The 17570-nt window shown below is 59.9% G+C and carries 20 protein-coding genes; 13 read left to right on the forward strand and 7 right to left on the reverse strand.

Translation table 11 applies throughout. The features are described 5' to 3' along the window. Positions 1-66: 66 nt before the first annotated feature. The 3 genes from ahpF to IQK56_RS22810 all read right to left on the reverse strand — a co-directional run bounded on the left by ahpF (position 67) and on the right by IQK56_RS22810 (position 3385). Positions 67-1632, reverse strand: a complete 1566-nt coding sequence (gene ahpF, locus IQK56_RS22800) for an alkyl hydroperoxide reductase subunit F (RefSeq protein ID WP_193863130.1) — start codon at positions 1630-1632, stop codon at positions 67-69. A 123-nt stretch (positions 1633-1755) separates the two neighbouring features. Beyond that, positions 1756-2319, reverse strand: coding sequence for an alkyl hydroperoxide reductase subunit C (gene ahpC, locus IQK56_RS22805; RefSeq protein ID WP_032885701.1), 564 nt, complete (start codon positions 2317-2319; stop codon positions 1756-1758). Positions 2320-2452: 133 nt separating this feature from the next. Then, positions 2453-3385, reverse strand: a complete 933-nt coding sequence (locus IQK56_RS22810; protein ID WP_122308487.1) for a site-specific integrase — start codon at positions 3383-3385, stop codon at positions 2453-2455. 170 nt (positions 3386-3555) lie between these two features. Between IQK56_RS22810 and IQK56_RS22815 the strand changes: the two genes are divergently transcribed. Beyond that, positions 3556-4563, forward strand: a complete 1008-nt coding sequence (locus tag IQK56_RS22815) for a DNA-binding protein (protein WP_193863128.1) — start codon at positions 3556-3558, stop codon at positions 4561-4563. Here IQK56_RS22815 and gorA read toward each other — a convergent pair whose 3' ends face one another. Beyond that, entirely contained in the window at positions 4564-5922 is a 1359-nt protein-coding gene (gene gorA / locus IQK56_RS22820; RefSeq protein ID WP_193901840.1) for a glutathione-disulfide reductase, read from the reverse strand. Between the two features lie 99 nt (positions 5923-6021). Next, entirely contained in the window at positions 6022-6861 is an 840-nt protein-coding gene (gene galU / locus IQK56_RS22825) for a UTP--glucose-1-phosphate uridylyltransferase GalU (RefSeq protein WP_003212579.1), read from the reverse strand. Positions 6862-7171: 310 nt separating this feature from the next. Between galU and IQK56_RS22830 the strand changes: the two genes are divergently transcribed. Beyond that, positions 7172-7357 carry a hypothetical protein gene (locus IQK56_RS22830; protein WP_003191311.1) on the forward strand — a complete coding sequence of 62 codons (186 nt, stop codon included), beginning with the start codon at positions 7172-7174 and terminating at the stop codon, positions 7355-7357. Between the two features lie 141 nt (positions 7358-7498). Then, entirely contained in the window at positions 7499-7780 is a 282-nt protein-coding gene (locus IQK56_RS22835; RefSeq protein ID WP_032885705.1) for a hypothetical protein, read from the forward strand. A gap of 7 nt (positions 7781-7787) precedes the next feature. Here IQK56_RS22835 and IQK56_RS22840 read toward each other — a convergent pair whose 3' ends face one another. Together IQK56_RS22840 and IQK56_RS22845 are read right to left on the reverse strand one after the other, a co-directional pair. Next, entirely contained in the window at positions 7788-8018 is a 231-nt protein-coding gene (locus IQK56_RS22840; protein ID WP_112195335.1) for a hypothetical protein, read from the reverse strand. 21 nt (positions 8019-8039) lie between these two features. Then, a complete protein-coding gene (locus IQK56_RS22845) occupies positions 8040-8393 on the reverse strand; it encodes a hypothetical protein (RefSeq protein ID WP_012724161.1) in 354 nt (117 codons plus the stop codon). Positions 8394-8605: 212 nt separating this feature from the next. On the opposite strand from IQK56_RS22845, the gene IQK56_RS22850 reads away from it, so the two are divergent. The 10 genes from IQK56_RS22850 (at position 8606) to IQK56_RS22895 (ending at position 17545) form a co-directional block, all read left to right on the forward strand. Then, entirely contained in the window at positions 8606-8908 is a 303-nt protein-coding gene (locus IQK56_RS22850) for a DUF1883 domain-containing protein (protein WP_003173824.1), read from the forward strand. Between the two features lie 25 nt (positions 8909-8933). Then, a complete protein-coding gene (locus IQK56_RS22855; RefSeq protein ID WP_183140505.1) occupies positions 8934-9098 on the forward strand; it encodes a hypothetical protein in 165 nt (54 codons plus the stop codon). Between the two features lie 4 nt (positions 9099-9102). Beyond that, positions 9103-9768 (forward strand): DNA oxidative demethylase AlkB, encoded by a 666-nt coding sequence (alkB, locus tag IQK56_RS22860; RefSeq protein WP_122307175.1) that lies wholly within the window; start codon positions 9103-9105, stop codon positions 9766-9768. A 75-nt stretch (positions 9769-9843) separates the two neighbouring features. Next, positions 9844-10890, forward strand: coding sequence for a bifunctional DNA-binding transcriptional regulator/O6-methylguanine-DNA methyltransferase Ada (ada, locus tag IQK56_RS22865; RefSeq protein WP_150760031.1), 1047 nt, complete (start codon positions 9844-9846; stop codon positions 10888-10890). Positions 10891-10996: 106 nt separating this feature from the next. Beyond that, a complete protein-coding gene (locus tag IQK56_RS22870; protein ID WP_193863126.1) occupies positions 10997-12055 on the forward strand; it encodes an NAD(P)H-dependent flavin oxidoreductase in 1059 nt (352 codons plus the stop codon). A 117-nt stretch (positions 12056-12172) separates the two neighbouring features. After that, complete coding sequence (modA, locus tag IQK56_RS22875) at positions 12173-12931, forward strand: molybdate ABC transporter substrate-binding protein (RefSeq protein WP_150760032.1); 759 nt, start codon at positions 12173-12175, stop codon at positions 12929-12931. Then, complete coding sequence (modB, locus tag IQK56_RS22880; protein ID WP_150675117.1) at positions 12932-13612, forward strand: molybdate ABC transporter permease subunit; 681 nt, start codon at positions 12932-12934, stop codon at positions 13610-13612. Positions 13613-13617: 5 nt separating this feature from the next. Next, on the forward strand, positions 13618-14697 hold the full coding sequence (modC, locus tag IQK56_RS22885; RefSeq protein WP_193863124.1) for a molybdenum ABC transporter ATP-binding protein: 1080 nt from the start codon (positions 13618-13620) through the stop codon (positions 14695-14697). A gap of 72 nt (positions 14698-14769) precedes the next feature. Then, entirely contained in the window at positions 14770-15798 is a 1029-nt protein-coding gene (locus IQK56_RS22890; protein ID WP_099583045.1) for a DNA topoisomerase IB, read from the forward strand. A gap of 124 nt (positions 15799-15922) precedes the next feature. Then, the gene (locus IQK56_RS22895) at positions 15923-17545 is read left to right on the forward strand and encodes an ABC-F family ATP-binding cassette domain-containing protein (RefSeq protein WP_193863122.1); all 1623 of its coding nucleotides are present in this window, start codon (positions 15923-15925) and stop codon (positions 17543-17545) included. Positions 17546-17570: the final 25 nt, after the last annotated feature.

Consider the following 17570-nt stretch of genomic DNA (forward strand, 5'->3'; position numbering starts at 1 on the left):
GCCGACGCCGCTGTAACGAAAAAACCCCATGATCACTCATGGGGTTTTTCATATGCGCCTGCCTATTTACGCTGGCGCGGAGGTGCGGATCAGGTGATCAAAAGCACTCAAGGAAGCCTTGGCGCCCTCGCCTACCGCAATCACGATCTGCTTGTACGGCACGGTCGTCACGTCACCGGCGGCAAACACGCCTGGCAGTGAAGTCTCACCACGGGCATCAACGATGATTTCGCCACGCGGGGTCAGCTCTACGGTGCCTTTGAGCCAGTCGGTGTTAGGCAGCAAACCGATCTGTACGAAGATCCCTTCCAGGTCGATGGTCTTGAACTCGCCGCTGTCACGATCCTTGTACGCCAAGCCGGTGACTTTCTGGCCATCGCCTTTGACTTCACTGGTCAGCGCACTGGTGATGACGTCAACGTTTGGCAGGCTGTACAGCTTGCGCTGCAGCACCGCATCAGCACGCAGCTTGCTGTCGAATTCCAGCAAGGTGACGTGGCTGACGATACCGGCCAAATCGATGGCCGCTTCCACGCCGGAGTTACCGCCACCGATCACTGCCACGCGCTTGCCCTTGAACAGCGGACCGTCGCAGTGTGGGCAGAAGCACACGCCCTTGGCCTTGTATTCCTGCTCGCCCGGCACCCCCATTTCACGCCAGCGGGCGCCGGTGGCCAGGATCACGGTCTTGGACTTGAGGGTCGCACCGCTTTCAAAACGAATTTCGTGCAGATCACCGGGGTTCTTTGCCGGGATCAGGCTGCTGGCGCGCTGCAAGTTCATGATGTCCACGTCGTACTGACGCACATGAGCTTCCAGCGCACTGGCCAGTTTCGGCCCTTCGGTTTCCTGTACCGAGATGAAGTTCTCGATGGACATGGTGTCCAGCACCTGGCCACCAAAACGCTCGGCGGCAACACCGGTGCGAATGCCTTTACGCGCTGCGTAGATCGCGGCCGCAGAACCGGCTGGGCCACCGCCGACCACGAGTACATCAAAGGCGTCTTTGGCGCTGATTTTTTCCGCAGCTTTTTCAATGCCGCTGGTGTCGAGCTTGGCGAGGATTTCTTCCAGGCCCATGCGGCCCTGACCGAAGTTCACGCCATTCAAGTAGACGCTCGGCACCGCCATGATCTGGCGTTCATCGACTTCAGCCTGGAACAGCGCGCCGTCGATGGCGACGTGACGGATGTTCGGGTTGAGCACGGCCATCAAGTTCAGGGCCTGGACCACATCCGGGCAGTTCTGGCATGACAGTGAGAAGTAAGTCTCGAAGCTGAACTCGCCTTTAAGGGCACGGATCTGTTCAATCACTTCGACACTGGCCTTCGACGGGTGGCCACCGACTTGCAGCAGGGCCAGCACCAGCGAAGTGAATTCATGGCCCATGGGGATGCCGGCGAAACGCAGGCTGATATCGGCACCCGGGCGGTTGATGGAGAACGACGGCTTGCGCGCGTCATCACCATCGCTTTTCAGGGTGATCAGCGTGGTGAGGCTGGTGACGTCCTGCAAAAGGGCGAGCATTTCCTGGGATTTCGCGCCGTCATCGAGGGAGGCGACGATCTCGATCGGCTGGGTGACCCGTTCCAGGTATGACTTCAACTGAGCTTTAAGATTGGCGTCCAACATACGGGCGATTTCCTTTAATTCTGGGTATAAAAAAACGCCCGAGCGAATCTCGCCCGGGCGTTTTTGAGGGCGGTTGCAGCTTACTGGGTAGGTGCGGAATCCCGCCCTTGATGCTTCACAGACTTAGATCTTGCCGACCAGGTCCAGGGACGGAGCCAGGGTGGCCTCGCCTTCTTTCCACTTGGCTGGGCACACTTCGCCTGGGTGGGCAGCGACGTACTGGGCGGCCTTGATTTTGCGCAGCAGCTCGGAAGCGTCACGGCCAACACCGCCGTCGTTCAGTTCAACGATCTTGATCTGACCTTCTGGGTTGATCACGAAAGTACCGCGGTCTGCCAGGCCAGCTTCTTCGATCAGCACGTCGAAGTTGCGGGAAATGGTCAGGGTTGGGTCGCCGATCATGGTGTATTGGATCTTGCCGATAGCTGGCGAGGTGTTGTGCCAGGCAGCGTGGGCAAAGTGGGTGTCGGTGGAAACGCTGTAGATTTCGACGCCCAGTTTCTGGAATTCGGCGTGATTGTCAGCCAGGTCTTCCAGTTCGGTTGGGCAAACGAAGGTGAAGTCGGCTGGGTAGAAGAAGAAGACCGACCACTTACCTTTCAGGTCAGCATCCGACACGTCTACGAAGTTGCCGTTTTTGAACGCGGTCGCTTTGAACGGTTTTACTTGGCTGTTGATGATAGGCATCGTTGACTCTCCGTCAGGGGTTAAGAAGTTGATGAGGTGAATCCTACCCACTCTTTCTGGCGATGGCTCATTGGCAAACCTGATGCTGACGATTGGTTTTCCCTATCAGGTGACTGTATTAATAGAAGAAATCTTAAAGCAGCGGTTGAGAGGCCAAGGTCATGCCAAGAAAGGGCGTCGCTTCAACATAGCGCATGGCGGATTTCATGTCGCTCCAGCCGACGTAACTCATCAACGACTTCAAATCCCAGCCGCTGCGATGGGCCCAGGTAGCAAAGCCTCGGCGCAAGGAGTGGCTGGTGTACTGCTCGGCGGGGATGCCCGCCCGCTCCAGCGCCTGGCGCAATAACGGGATCACACTGTTGGGGTGCAAGCCCTCCTCGCCCAGATTGCCCCAGCGGTCGATGCCCCGGAACACCGGGCCGCGCACCAGGGCCGATGCGCTGAGCCACTCACTGTAGGCCTGCACCGGACACAGGCGCAGCAGCGCGGGCGTGTGATAAGTCTTGCCAAGGTTGTCGCGGTCACTTTTGCTGCGCGCAAGATACAGACTGATGCCGGTTCCGGGCGTGGCCTGAACGTGCTCGATACTCAGTCGACACAACTCATCGCTGCGAAAGCCACGCCAGAAGCCGAGCAGGATCAACGCGGTGTCGCGCCTGGCGCGCAGCAGGCGCGGCTGATCGCACGTGAGGGTCGCCTCTTGAGCTTCAGCTTCAAGCGAAGCGACCACCTGCTCCAGATGTTTGAGCTGCAACGGCTCGGCCTGCTTCTCCTGTGCCGGATGCACGGCGCGAATCCCCTTGAGCACTTTGCGCACCACCGGCGCTTTGGTCGGGTCGGGAAAGCCCTGGCTGGTGTGCCATTGCGCCAGCGCCGAGAGCCGCAGCTTCAGGGTGTTAATCGCAAGCACGCCCGCATGGGCCACCAGGTAGCGCGCCACGCTGTCGCTGGTGGCCGGCAGAAACCCGCCCCAACTGACTTCGAAGTGCTCGATCGCGGCGCGGTAGCTGCGGCGCGTGTTATCGCGGGTGGCGGCGTTGAGATAACGATCCAGATCGCTCATGGGAGGCCTATTCGTACTGCTGACGGGTGTTTCAGCGCGTCAAATGCGCATGACACGGGATAATACGCCAATATCCCATCTGTTAAATCATGATTTTTAACAAGATTATATTCATGTTACAGTACGTAAATACATACCACGTACCACAGTACCAAATCGACGGAGACCCCATGGCTCGCGGTGGCATTAACAAAGCAGTAGTTCAAACGGCACGCCTGGCGATCCTTGCCCGCGGCGAAAACCCCAGCATCGACGCCGTACGCATCGAAATGGGCAATACCGGCTCGAAAACCACGATCCACCGCTATCTGAAGGAGCTGGATGACAGCGAAACCCGCATCACCATCACCGAAGCGCCAATTGACGACGAGCTGGGCGAACTGGTTTCGCGACTGGCTCAGCGCTTGAAAGAGAAGGCCCAAGAGCCGATTGACCTGGCCCAGGCGCAGTTCGAACAACAGAAATCCGCCCTGCTCGCCCAGGTCGAAGCCCTTGAAGAAGCCCACGGCCAACTCACACAGCAATTCGCTATCCAGGCGGCCGCGCTGGCGGAAGAAAGCGCCGCACTGCAAACGGCCACCACCAGCCTGCAGACCGAGCAGACCCGTAATGCCGGACTAAGCCAGGCGTGCAGTGATTACGAGCTGAGGATCAACGACAAGGACGAGCAGATTCGCTCCCTGGAAGAAAAGCACCTGCACGCCCGCGACGCGCTGGAGCATTACCGCAATGCGATCAAGGAGCAGCGCGAGCAGGAACAGCGCCGTCATGAAGGCCAGTTGCAGCAGGTACAGGCAGAACTGCGTCAGGCCCAGCAAAGCGCAATGGTGCGCCAGGATGAGATCACCCAACTGCATCGCGATAACGAGCGCTTACTGATCGAGCACCGGGTGACGGCAAAGGAGCTGACGACGCTGCAGGAGCAAATCCGCAAGGACCAGGCCCAGCAATTGAAGCTGAGCGAACAGATAAGCCAGATCGACAGCGAGCGCACTCTGCTTCAGGAGCGTCTGCGGGTGGCGGTGCTGGAGAGCCAGTCACGCCAGGAAGCACTGACCGAACACCAGCACACCAACAAAACCCTGGAACTGGACCTGATCAAGGCCCAGGCCAGTATCGAGGCATTGCGCCTGGCAGCCGCCGTTGCAGCGGCGCCAGAGGCAACGCCAGAGGACTGATCAGTCCGCCACAGGCGTGCGCATGGTGACGAACTCTTCCGCCGCCGTAGGGTGCACGCCGATGGTTTCATCGAAGTGACGCTTGGTGGCGCCCGCCTTGAGCGCGATCGCGAGGCCCTGGACGATTTCACCCGCGTCCGGCCCGACCATATGGCAACCCAGCACCTTGTCGGTGTCGGCATCGACCACCAACTTCATCAGGGTTTTCTCCTGGCAATCTGTCAGGGTCAACTTCATCGGTCGGAAACGGCTTTCGAAGATCTGCACGTTATGGCCGCTCTTTTTCGCCTCTTCTTCCGTCAAGCCGACAGTGCCGATGTTCGGCAAGCTGAATACCGCTGTCGGGATCATTGCGTAATCTACCGGGCGATACTGCTCAGGCTTGAACAGGCGACGCGCCACAGCCATGCCTTCGGCCAGCGCCACGGGCGTCAACTGCACGCGACCGATCACATCACCAATGGCCAGGATCGACGCCTCGGTGGTTTCGTAAAGGTCATTGACCTGCACAAAGCCACGCTCATCCAATGTGACGCCCGTGTTTTCCAGCCCCAGGTTATCCAGCATCGGACGCCGCCCCGTGGCATAGAACACACAATCGGTTTCCAGCACACGACCGTCTTTCAGGGTGGCCTTGAGGCTACCGTCGGCTTGTTTTTCAATACGTTCGATATCGGCATTGAATTGCAGGTCCAGGCCGCGCTTGGTCAGCTCTTCCTGCAAGTGTTTGCGCACCGCACCATCAAAGCCGCGCAGGAAGAGATCGCCGCGATACAGCAGCGACGTTTGAGCGCCCAAGCCATGGAAAATACCTGCGAACTCAACGGCGATATAACCACCACCGACCACCAGCACACGCTTGGGCAGCTCTTTAAGGAAGAACGCCTCGTTGGAGCCAATGGCATGTTCACGCCCCGGAATCTCAGGAATCTGCGGCCAGCCACCGGTTGCGATCAGAATGTGCCTGGCGGTGAAACGCTCGCCATTGATTTCCACCTGATGCGGATCAACCAGACGCGCATGCCCCTCATGCAGGGTTACGCCGCTGTTGACCAGCAGGTTACGGTAGATGCCATTGAGGCGATTGATTTCGCGATCCTTATTGGCGATCAGCGTTGCCCAATCAAAATTCGCTTCCCCAAGGGACCAGCCAAAGCCACTGGCCTGCTCGAAATCTTCGGCAAAGTGCGCGCCGTACACCAACAGCTTCTTCGGCACGCAGCCCACGTTAACGCAAGTGCCACCCAGGTAGCGGCTTTCCGCCACGGCCACCTTGGCGCCAAAGCCCGCAGCAAAGCGCGCCGCACGAACACCACCGGAACCGGCGCCAATTACATACAGATCAAAATCGTAGGCCATTTCACTCTCCTCGGCAGGACATCAGCATACCGACTTACATGGGACCGAAAAACGAAAAAGCCACCCTAGGGTGGCTTTTTAGCAGCGAGCAAGCGTGAATCAGTAAGCCTTGCCAGTCTTGTAGAAGTGCTCGTAGCAGAAGTTGGTTGCTTCGATGTAGCCTTCGGCGCCACCGCAGTCAAAACGACGACCCTTGAACTTGTACGCGATCACGCAGCCGTCTTTGGCCTGCTTCAGCAGGGCGTCGGTGATCTGGATTTCGCCACCCTTGCCTGGCTCGGTTTCTTCGATCAGCTTGAAGATATCCGGAGTCAGGATGTAACGACCGATGATCGCCAGGTTCGACGGTGCATCTTCAGGCGCTGGTTTCTCAACCATGTCGCGTACGCGGATCAGGCCATCACCAATGTCGTCGCCGGCGATCACGCCGTACTTGTTGGTTTCTTGAGGGTCTACTTCTTGAACCGCAACGATGGTGCAACGGTATTTCTGGTACAGCTTGACCATCTGGGTCAATACGCCGTCGCCTTCCAGGTTCACACACAGGTCATCCGCGAGGACTACGGCGAACGGTTCGTCACCGATCAGTGGGCGACCTGTCAGGATGGCGTGGCCGAGGCCTTTCATCTGGGTCTGACGGGTGTAGGAGAAGGAGCACTCGTCCAGCAACTTGCGGATACCGACCAGGTATTTTTCCTTGTCGGTGCCCTTGATTTGGTTTTCCAGCTCATAGCTGATGTCGAAGTGGTCTTCCAGTGCGCGCTTACCGCGACCGGTGACGATGGAGATTTCGTTCAGACCGGCATCCAATGCCTCTTCGACGCCGTACTGAATCAGTGGCTTGTTTACCACCGGCAGCATCTCTTTAGGCATGGCCTTGGTCGCTGGCAAGAAGCGAGTGCCGTAACCGGCTGCTGGGAACAAGCATTTCTTGATCATATAAGTCCTTACAAAGGGCTGTGCGTACGGAATTCGGCGCAGTCTAATCACGCCGCAGTCACCTTACAATGGGTCCTGCTGGCGTTGCGATGTCAACATAGAGAAAAAATGTCGGCGTAAGTTCCACTTATCTTACGAAGAACCTGCACACCGACACGACAAAAAACACCTTTGCCCCTATGTTTAAAAGGGCTGAAACCCTTTTAGCACGCTTTTCGGCCAGGCACACTCACTTGGAATTACTTGCGCGGCTGCGCGACATTTGGCGCTATCATGGTGCCCTTGAACCAGACCACGAGATTGTTAATAGATGTCAGAACCCAAAGGCGTGAACGGCTACCTGATTACCAAGCGAGCAGACGGCTGGCATTTGATCAACTTCCACGGGGACAGCGTCGCGGGTGTTTTCGAGACCGAAAGCATGGCGATTGCCGTAGCCGAAGTGTTTGTGGATGAAGCGGGCCACGCGTCGAGCAAAAGGCCGAAGACCAAGTAAGTCTGCAGGCCCTGCGCAAAAAGCCCCGATTTACGGGGCTTTTTTGTGTTTGTCTGTACCTAGATGGCAGTTCGCTATAATCTGCCGAAAACGCCCCACGACAGTGTCAGCGCCCCTCCCACACCCTCGACGACGAACACTATGAACAAACTTCTGGCACTGACTGCGGTACTGGCACTTGCCGGTTGCACCACCACTTCTGATGTCTACCTCAAAAACGGCGAGCAGGGCCTGACCATCGACTGCTCAGGCGAAGCCAACTCCTGGGCCAGTTGCTACGAAAAAGCCGATGCTTCCTGCGCCGGCACCGGCTATCGCATCGTCGGCACAGAAGGCACGCCATCACTGAAAGAAAGCGACAAGACCTTGGGCCAGGACGTCGGCAACTTCAAAAACCGCAGTGTGGTGGTAGTCTGCAAGTAACCGCAGACTACAAGTGGATCTCGGCAAACTTGATGCCCAGCTCCCGAAGGATCTCGGTCAGTTCATCCAGCCGTGCGAAGGATTCAACCTCGTCCTGATCGTCGACCAGGAAAAAGCTGCGCCCACCGCTTTTCTTGAAGAAGACGATCCACTCGCCCAGGTCGGCAGGGTTCTGGATGATATGGGTCGCCGAGATTTGCCCCTCGGCCTGCCGGGCTTTGACGTGTTCACGCTTCATGTCTGGTTTTCCACAACGGCATCACCCGGAAATGCATTCTTCCCCGGCCTTTTTGACATCCCCCGGACGGATCGGCACGTTGGACATGCTCTCGTAGAGCTTGATGCTGCTTCCGCTGGAGCGCTCATCAATTTCGAAAATCGCCGAAGGATCGGCCGAGAACTTCTGCGGCACAATCACTTGCACTCCACCGTCCTTATGCGGTTCGATCTGCGGCGGACGGCGGGTAGCCGACAGTTTCTGCACCACACACGCCGCGTATTCCTGGGGCTTTTTACCAGAAATGACCGCCAGCGTCGGTGGGGTCTGCTTGATATCTGCAACCGAAGCACACCCACCTATCGCCAAGGCCAGAACCAACACACTCCACTTCATACAAAATCTCCACTTAAAGATCCTACGACAGTCGGGATGGTAATTTTCTCCCGCCCACGTAGGATTTATCCCTGATAACTCGGTAAATAACTGTTTTAAATTGTCGACGCCTTTGAATACGGGCCGATAATAAACGCGCTGGGGCTGATAAACTCCATCTTAACCTACGTATCGTTCTGATTTTTCAGAAAAAGCCCTTCTGGAGACACCTCATGAAATTCATTCACCAGCGCGAGCACCTCAACGAGGGAGATATCGTCGTCATCGAATGCTCGCAGACTTGCAATATCCGCCTGATGAGCGATGCGAATTTTCGCAGCTTTAAAAATGGCGGCCGCCACACTTACCATGGTGGCGCGTTTGACAAGTTTCCGGCCAAGATCACTGCCCCCAGCACCGGGTTCTGGAACATCACCCTGGATGTAGTGACCCGCCGCGCCATCAGCGTTACGCGCAAACCCGCGTTGTCCCACAAGATTCGCATCGTACGTCGTACCAGCACCAAGCTGAGCTGATCCGAACACGCCACAGGAAATCGCCGTGACCACCACCAAATACGTAATCAAGTACAAGCTCAACGGCGAACGCCGCTTCGAGTTCGCCCAGTTGACGACCAACAGTGTGGAAGAGGCCCAGAAAGCCTTGGAGAAAATCCATGATGCCGCTGATGTGATCACCGACATCAACGTGAGCAAGGCGCTGTAAGCTCATGCCCGGCCCCACTGTCGACCTGTTCGCCGATGACGCCCTGCAACAACCTGCTCGGCGTGAGCAAATTGGTGAACAGTCCTACGTGTTAAGGGGCTTCGCCCTGCCCTGGATTGAGCGGCTTCTGCCAGAACTGCGGCGCGTGCTGGCTCAATCCCCGTTTCGGCAAATGGTCACCCCAGGCGGCTTTACGATGTCGGCGGCATTGAGCAGTTGCGGCGCGCTGGGCTGGACCACCGACACCCGCGGCTACCGCTACAGCCCGCTGGATCCGCGCAGTCAGCAACCCTGGCCGGCCCTGCCCGATGCATTGCGCCAACTTGCCGTACTGGCCGCGGCCGACGCCGGCTTTATCGACTTCGCCCCCGATGCCTGCCTGATCAACCGCTACGTACCCGGCGCCAAAATGTCCCTGCATCAAGACAAGAATGAACGCCAGTACAGCGCGCCCGTGGTCTCGGTTTCGCTCGGGTTGCCGGCGATTTTCCTGTTCGGTGGTCACCAGCGCAGTGACAAGACCCAAAAGGTCTCGCTGTTCCATGGCGACGTGGTTGTCTGGGGCGGCGTTGATCGCCTGCGTTTCCACGGCGTGATGCCGATCAAGGAAGGCGTGCACCCGGTCATGGGTCCACAACGCATCAACCTGACTTTTCGTACCGCCGGCTAATTCGAGCGCAAGCTTCGGAGTGCCTGGCCGGTGAGGCGCGGCTAACCTGCCCAGGATCCGTCAAGAGTGCCGAACATGACTACTGAACAAGATCCGCGCTGGGCGGCGATTCTCGCCCGCGACTCCAAAGCCGACACACTGTTCGTGTACGGTGTGAAAACCACCGGGGTGTATTGCCGTCCCAGCAGCGCTTCGCGCTTGCCGCGCCCGGAAAATATCGAATTCTTCGACACACCGGCGCAGGCCGAAGCCGCCGGTTATCGTCCCAGCAAACGTGCCGCCGGCGACCAGACACAACGCGCCGCGCAGGACGCCCAACGGGTGGCTGACGCCTGCCGGCATATCGAGCAGGCGGCTACTCCGCCCAGCCTCAACACCCTCGCCACACTCGCCGGGCTGAGCCCTTTCCATTTCCACCGGATCTTCAAAGCCGTCACTGGCCTGACGCCCAAAGGCTACGCCAGCGCCCATCGCTCGCAAAAAATGCGCGCCGGGCTCAAGGGTACGCAGACGGTGACGGATGCCCTGTACGACGCCGGCTTCAACTCCAACAGCCGTTTTTATGAATCGGCCAACCAGTTGCTGGGGATGAAACCCAGTGACTACAAGGCCGGTGGCACCAACAGCGCAATCCTGTTTGCCGTCGGCGAATGCTCTTTGGGGGCGATCCTGGTGGCCCAGAGCACGCGTGGCGTGTGCGCGATCCTGCTGGGGGATGAGCCGGAGCAACTGGTGCGTGACCTGCAGGATCAGTTTCCCAAGGCTGACCTGGTGGGCGCCGATCACGAGTTTGAGCAATTGGTCGCCCATGTCGTGGGCTTCATCGAGGCACCCGCTCTGGGGCTGGATTTGCCGCTGGACTTGCGCGGCACCGCGTTCCAGCAACGGGTCTGGCAGGCTTTGCGCGACATTCCAGTGGGCGACACCGCCAGCTATGGGCAGATTGCCGAGCGCATTGGCGCGCCCAAGTCGTTCCGGGCCGTCGCCCAGGCCTGCGGCGCCAACAGCCTGGCGGTGGCGATTCCCTGTCACCGCGTGGTACGCAGCAATGGTGATTTGTCGGGCTATCGCTGGGGCGTCGAGCGCAAGCGGCAATTGCTTGACCGCGAACGCGACCACTGAGCCCGCACGAAACCCCTGCGTCGTCCAGTGAATAAAACAGACTGGCTGGATGGCAGACGCCCTGCTAAAACAGCGAAAAGTCCGACAATCGCTGGAGACGCATCCTATGAGCACCTGGCCAGACACGCGCATTCTCGACCTATTGGGCATCGACCTGCCCATCATCCAAGCGCCTATGGCCGGCGCCACCTCCACTGCCATGGTCATCGCGGCCTGCGAGGCCGGAGCACTCGGTTCGATGCCTGCTGCGACACTGAGCATCGAGCAACTGCGCGAAGCCCTTGCCACCATCCGCCAGGCCAGCACGCGCCCCATCAACGTCAACTTCTTCTGCCACCAACCGCCCGAAGTGGACGTCGCACGGGATCGCCATTGGAAGGCTTTGCTGGAGCCTTACTATCGCGAGCTGGGCGCAGACTTTGATGCGCCTACCCCGGTCAGTGACCGCGCACCGTTCAATGACGCCGCCTGCCTGGTGGTGGAAGAATTCCGGCCCGAAGTCGTCAGTTTTCACTTCGGCCTGCCGGAAAAATCCTTGTTGGATCGGGTAAAAGCCACTGGCGCCAAGGTGCTGTCGTCGGCCACCACCGTGGAAGAGGCCGTCTGGCTGGAACAGCACGGCTGCGACGCAATCATCGCCATGGGCAGTGAAGCCGGCGGTCATCGGGGCTTGTTCCTCAGCGACGACCTCAACACCCAGATCGGCCTGTTCGCCCTGCTACCCCAGGTTGTCGACGCCGTGAACGTGCCAGTGATTGCCGCCGGTGGTATCGGCGATGCACGGGGTATTGTCGCGGCATTTGCCCTGGGCGCTAGCGCGGTACAGATCGGCACCGCGTATCTATTCACCCCCGAAGCAACGGTCAGCGCGTCCCATCACCATGCACTGCGCCATGCCCAGGCCAGCGAAACCGCGCTGACCAACCTGTTCACCGGCCGCCCGGCGCGGGGTATCGTCAACCGTGTGATGCGTGAACTGGGTGCAATCAACCCGACAGCTCCCGCGTTTCCGCGGGCTGGCGGCGCACTGATGCCCCTCAAAGCCAGGGATGAAGCCGGTTTCAGCAATCTCTGGTCGGGCCAGGCACTGCGCCTTGGCAAAGACGCAACCACCTATGACCTGACCCGCGAGCTGGCGGAACACGCGCTGGCCAAACTCAAATAGTCCAGCCGTCTGGGGCAACTTTGCGCTGTACCGGCGATGGCTAACCGCTATATATTCCCATACATAGCGGTTGACGCTTCTACCTATAACAAGCCGTACATCCCAAGGAGCTGCTCCATGATGATTCACGCCTCACGCCTGGCCGTGCTGGTCGCTGCGTTCGCTTTCGGCTCGGCCCACGCCGATGAAGTGCAGGTGGCCGTCGCCGCCAACTTCACCGCACCGATCCAGGCCATTGCTGCCGACTTTGAAAAAGACACCGGCCACAAACTGGTGGCGGCCTACGGCGCCACCGGCCAGTTCTACACGCAGATCAAGAACGGCGCGCCGTTCGAAGTGTTCCTGAGCGCCGACGACACCACCCCGCAAAAACTCGAAAGCGAAGGCGATACCGTCAAAGGCTCGCGCTTCACCTACGCCGTGGGCACCCTCGCACTGTGGTCGGCCAAAGAAGGCTATGTAGACGCCAAAGGCGACGTGTTGAAGAACAACGACTTCAAGCACCTGTCCATCGCCAACCCGAAAGCCGCGCCCTACGGCCTGGCCGCCACCCAAGTACTGGCGAAAGAAGGCCTGACCGAGAAGGTCAAGGACAAGCTCGTCGAAGGCCAGAACATCACCCAGGCCTTCCAGTTTGTATCCACCGGCAACGCCGAGTTGGGTTTTGTCGCCTTGTCGCAGATCTATAAAGACGGCAAAGTCACCAGCGGTTCGGCGTGGATCGTTCCGGCGTCCATGCACGATCCGATCAAACAGGACGCGGTAATCCTGAACAAAGGCAAAGACAGCGCTGCTGCCAAAGCGCTGGTCGAGTACCTCAAAGGGCCAAAAGCCGCTGCCGTTATCAAGTCCTACGGTTACGAGCTGGCCAAGTAAATGCCCCTATCGAGTGCCGATTTTTCCGCTATCTGGTTGACCATCAAGCTGGCGTCACTGACCACCGTGATCCTGCTGGTCATCGGCACGCCGATTGCCTTGTGGCTGTCGCGCACCCAATCGTGGTGGCGCGGCCCGATTGGCGCCATTGTGGCCCTGCCGTTGGTGCTGCCTCCTACGGTGATCGGTTTCTACCTGCTGTTGACCATGGGGCCAAATGGCTACTTCGGCCAGTTCACCCAATGGCTGGGCCTGGGCACCCTCACCTTCAGCTTCGCCGGGCTCGTGATTGGTTCGGTGATCTATTCCATGCCGTTTGTGGTGCAGCCGTTGCAAAACGCCTTTTCCGCCATCGGCACTCGCCCACTGGAAGTGGCCGCGACCCTGCGCGCCAATCCCTGGGACACTTTTTTTACGGTGATCCTGCCCCTGGCGCGTCCAGGTTTTATCACCGCCTCGATCCTCGGATTTGCCCACACCGTCGGTGAGTTCGGCGTGGTGCTGATGATCGGCGGCAATATCCCGGACAAGACCCGTGTGGTCTCGGTGCAGATCTACGACCATGTCGAAGCCATGGAATACGCCCAGGCCCATTGGCTGGCCGGCGCCATGGTGGTATTTGCGTTCCTCGTGTTGCTGGCGCTGTACTCCAGCCGTAAAACCAAGATGGGCTGGAGCTGATGTCGATGATTGATGTACGCCTGCAACTCCGTTATTCCGGGTTTGCGCTGGACGTGGACCTGCATCTGCCAGGCCGTGGCGTGACCGCGCTGTACGGGCATTCAGGCTCAGGCAAGACAACCTGCCTGCGCTGCATCGCGGGGCTTGAGCGCGCCGAAAATGGTTTCATCCAGGTCAACGATGACGTGTGGCAAGACAGCCGCAGCGGGTTGTTCGTACCGCCCCATAAACGTGCGTTGGGTTACGTCTTCCAGGAAGCCAGCCTGTTCGCGCATTTGTCGGTGCGGGCCAACCTGGAGTTCGGCCTCAAGCGCATTCCACGCCAGCAGCGCCGGGTGGATATGGCCCAGGCCACGGCGCTATTGGGGATCGGTCACCTGCTGGAACGCAACCCTCTGCATTTGTCCGGCGGTGAGCGCCAGCGCATCGGCATCGCCCGTGCCTTGCTCACCAGCCCGAAACTGCTGTTGATGGATGAACCGTTGGCCGCCCTCGACAGCCAGCGCAAAAACGAAATCCTGCCGTACCTGGAACGCCTGCACGATGAGCTGGATATTCCAGTGCTGTACGTCAGCCACGCCCAGGATGAAGTCGCACGCCTGGCCGACCATATCGTCCTGCTCAGTGACGGCAAGGCCCTCGCCAGCGGACCGATCGGCGCAACCCTGGCGCGGCTCGACCTGCCGCTGGCACGGGGCGACGATGCCGGCGTGGTGATCAATGGCACGGTCAGTGCCTACGACGCGGATTACCAGTTGCTGAGCCTGCACCTGCCGGGCAGCGCCTTGTCCATGCGCGTGGCCCATGCACCGTTGGCCGTGGGCAAAGCGCTGCGGGTCAAGGTGCAGGCACGGGACGTGAGCCTCAGCCTGCAAGGGTCGGAACCGAGCAGCATCCTCAACCGGTTGCCAGTAACGGTGATCCAGGAAACCCCCGCTGACAACAGCGCCCATGTATTGGTGCGCCTGGAAGCCGACGGCACGCCATTGCTGGCGCGCATCACGCGCTTCTCCCGCGACCAGTTGCAACTGCATCCGGGCCAGACGCTGTGGGCACAGATCAAGGCGGTCGCGGTGCTGGCGTAAGCATTTGGCACGACCGCACAGCGCTGCGGTCAATCAGACATACCGGCCTGATTTGTTGCCAAGGAACCCGCCATGCCCGACTCCGCGATCCCCGCCGACCTGCCCCGCGACCTGCATTATGTGGACGACACCCAACCCGGCATTCGCCGCAAGCGGGTGCGCGGCAAGTTCCAGTACTTCAATGCCAAGGGTGAGCGCCTTGACGACGACGAGGAAATCAAGCGTATCAACGCCCTCGCCGTCCCGCCCGCCTACACCGACGTGTGGATCTGCGCCGACCCGCGTGGCCATCTGCAAGCCACTGGGCGCGACGCCCGTGGGCGCAAGCAGTATCGCTACCACCCGCGCTGGCGCGAAGTCCGTGACACCGACAAATACTCACGCCTACAGGCGTTCGGTAGCGCACTGCCCAAGTTGCGCAAGCAGTTGGAGGCCCAACTGGCCGAGCCTGGCTTTACCCGCGAAAAAGTCCTGGCCACCGTGGTAATGCTGCTGGACGCTACCTTGATCCGCGTCGGCAACACCCAGTATGCCCGCGACAACAAATCCTACGGCTTGACCACACTGCGCAACCGCCATGTGGACATCAACGGCAGCGAGATTCAGTTCCAGTTTCGCGGCAAAAGTGGCGTGGAGCATCAGGTCAGCGTCAAGGACCGGCGCCTGGCCAACGTGGTCAAGCGCTGCATGGAATTGCCGGGGCAGGACCTGTTCCAGTACCTGGACGCAGACGGCGAACGACACACCGTCAGTTCCCATGATGTAAACGCCTACTTGCACAGCCTCACCGGCGCCGATTTCACCGCCAAGGACTATCGCACCTGGGCCGGCACCGCCCTGGCGCTGGCGGTGTTGCGCGAATTGGAATGGCAGCCGGAATCCGACGCCAAACGGCATGTGGTGGCGATGGTCAAGGACGTCGCCCGGCAGTTGGGGAATACACCAGCGGTGTGCCGAAAATGCTACATCCACCCGGCGGTATTGGAGCATTTCAGCCTGGGCGAGCTGTCCAGATTGCCCAAGCCGCGGGTGCGCAAAGGGCTCAAGGCGGAGGAAGTCGCCCTGGCCATGTTCCTTGAACAGCTCGCCGAGGCGAGTTAGGCTTTACCTCCTTTCTGCCCCATGGGATGACCGCCGACGTGAACCACTAAGCCTTCCAGAATGTACCTGCAACGAGCCGCCTGGCGTGCTTGTTGGCCTGTTCGACATTGCTTTGGAGGTGCTGATGACTCACGTCACCCGGCTGCCCGCGTTGGTTTCCCTGCAACACCTGTGCTTCCAGTTCGCCAATGGCGAAACCCTGCTGGAAGACCTCACCCTGTCCATCGACCCTGCGCCCACCGGCATTGTGGGGCGCAATGGCTGTGGCAAAAGTATCCTCGCAAGGTTGATCGCCGGCGAGTTGTCACCCTCCTGCGGCACGCTGGATCGCCGGGCGAGCGTGGCGTTTGTGCCCCAGACCGTGGTGGTCGAGCCGAGCGATACGGTCGCCAGCCTCACAGGAACCGCTGACACCTTGGCGGCACTGGATCGCATGGCCAGAGGCACCGCCAGTGTGGATGACCTGGCGACGATCAATGAACGCTGGGACCTCGCCGACCGTTTGCGCAGCGCTCTGGATGCCGCGCGATTGTCCCAGCTGAGTGCCGACACGCCTGCCGGGCAACTCAGCGGCGGACAACTGGCCCGGGTTGCGATCATCGGTGCGCTGCTGTCTGCGCCGCAGCTGCTGGTGCTTGATGAGCCTACCAACCACCTCGACAGCGCGGGCCGTACCTGGCTGCTGCGGGTTCTGGCTGATCGGCCTGGCGGCCTGGTGGTAGTAAGTCATGATCGACAGTTGCTCAACCGCATGGAGCGCATCATTGAGCTGTCGCCCCTTGGCTTGCGTGTGTATGGCGGCAACTACGACGCCTATCGCGTGCAGCGTGAGGCCCAACAGCAGGCCTCTGTCGCCGCATTGGAGCACGCACGCCTGGAGCGCAGTCGCGAACGCAAGCGCCTGCAAAAGGACCACGACAGCCTGCAACGCAATGCCGCCCATTCTCGCAAACAGGCGCAAACCGCCAACGTCGACCGTTTCACCAAGGCGCGCTGGAAAAGCGCCGCTACTCACATCGTCAGCACCGTGCGCAGCGCTCATCGGCACAGCAAGGAGCATCTGGACAGCCAGGTGCGCCTGGCCTACGAGCGGGTGCAGGATGAGTCGACGATTTTGTTGACGTTACCTGCATCGGTCGTGCCCAGCGGGCGCACCGTCGCGACCTTAGTCGATGCTCAACTGCCGTGGCTGCCCGCGAGTTGCGTCAACCTCCACCTCACGGGCCCGGTACGCGTCGCCGTGCATGGGCCGAACGGTTGCGGCAAGTCCACGCTGCTCAAAGTCTTGGCTGGCCAATGGCAAGCGGTCACGGGGGAATGCAGCGTGCATGTGCCCAGTGCCTATATCGATCAGCATCTGGGCTTGCTGGACAATCATCGCTCGATCATCGAGCAGCTCAACCTGCTGGGTACGCCGCTGACCGAAGCCGAGCTGCGCACACGCCTGGCCTTGCTGCAACTGGACGCGCTGCGCGTGATCCAACCGGTCGCGCAACTCAGCGGCGGCGAACGCTTGAAAGCCGCCATGGCAATCGCCCTGTGGCGCCATGTGCCGGCGCAACTGTTGCTGCTCGACGAACCCAGCAATCACCTCGACCTGGAATCAGTGGCGGCTTTCGAGCAGGCGCTGCAAGGGTTTGGCGGAGCGATGGTGGTGGTGTCCCATGATGCGGCGTTTGTGCAGGCGATCCGGCCGACACACCGGTTGCGCTGGACCCCGGATGGCTGGCGACTGGACGCTGCCTGAGGTCATTGCGTGTGGGCTCAAAGCG

This window comes from Pseudomonas cyclaminis (genome assembly GCF_015163715.1).
Taxonomy (GTDB): Bacteria; Pseudomonadota; Gammaproteobacteria; order Pseudomonadales; family Pseudomonadaceae; genus Aquipseudomonas; species Aquipseudomonas cyclaminis.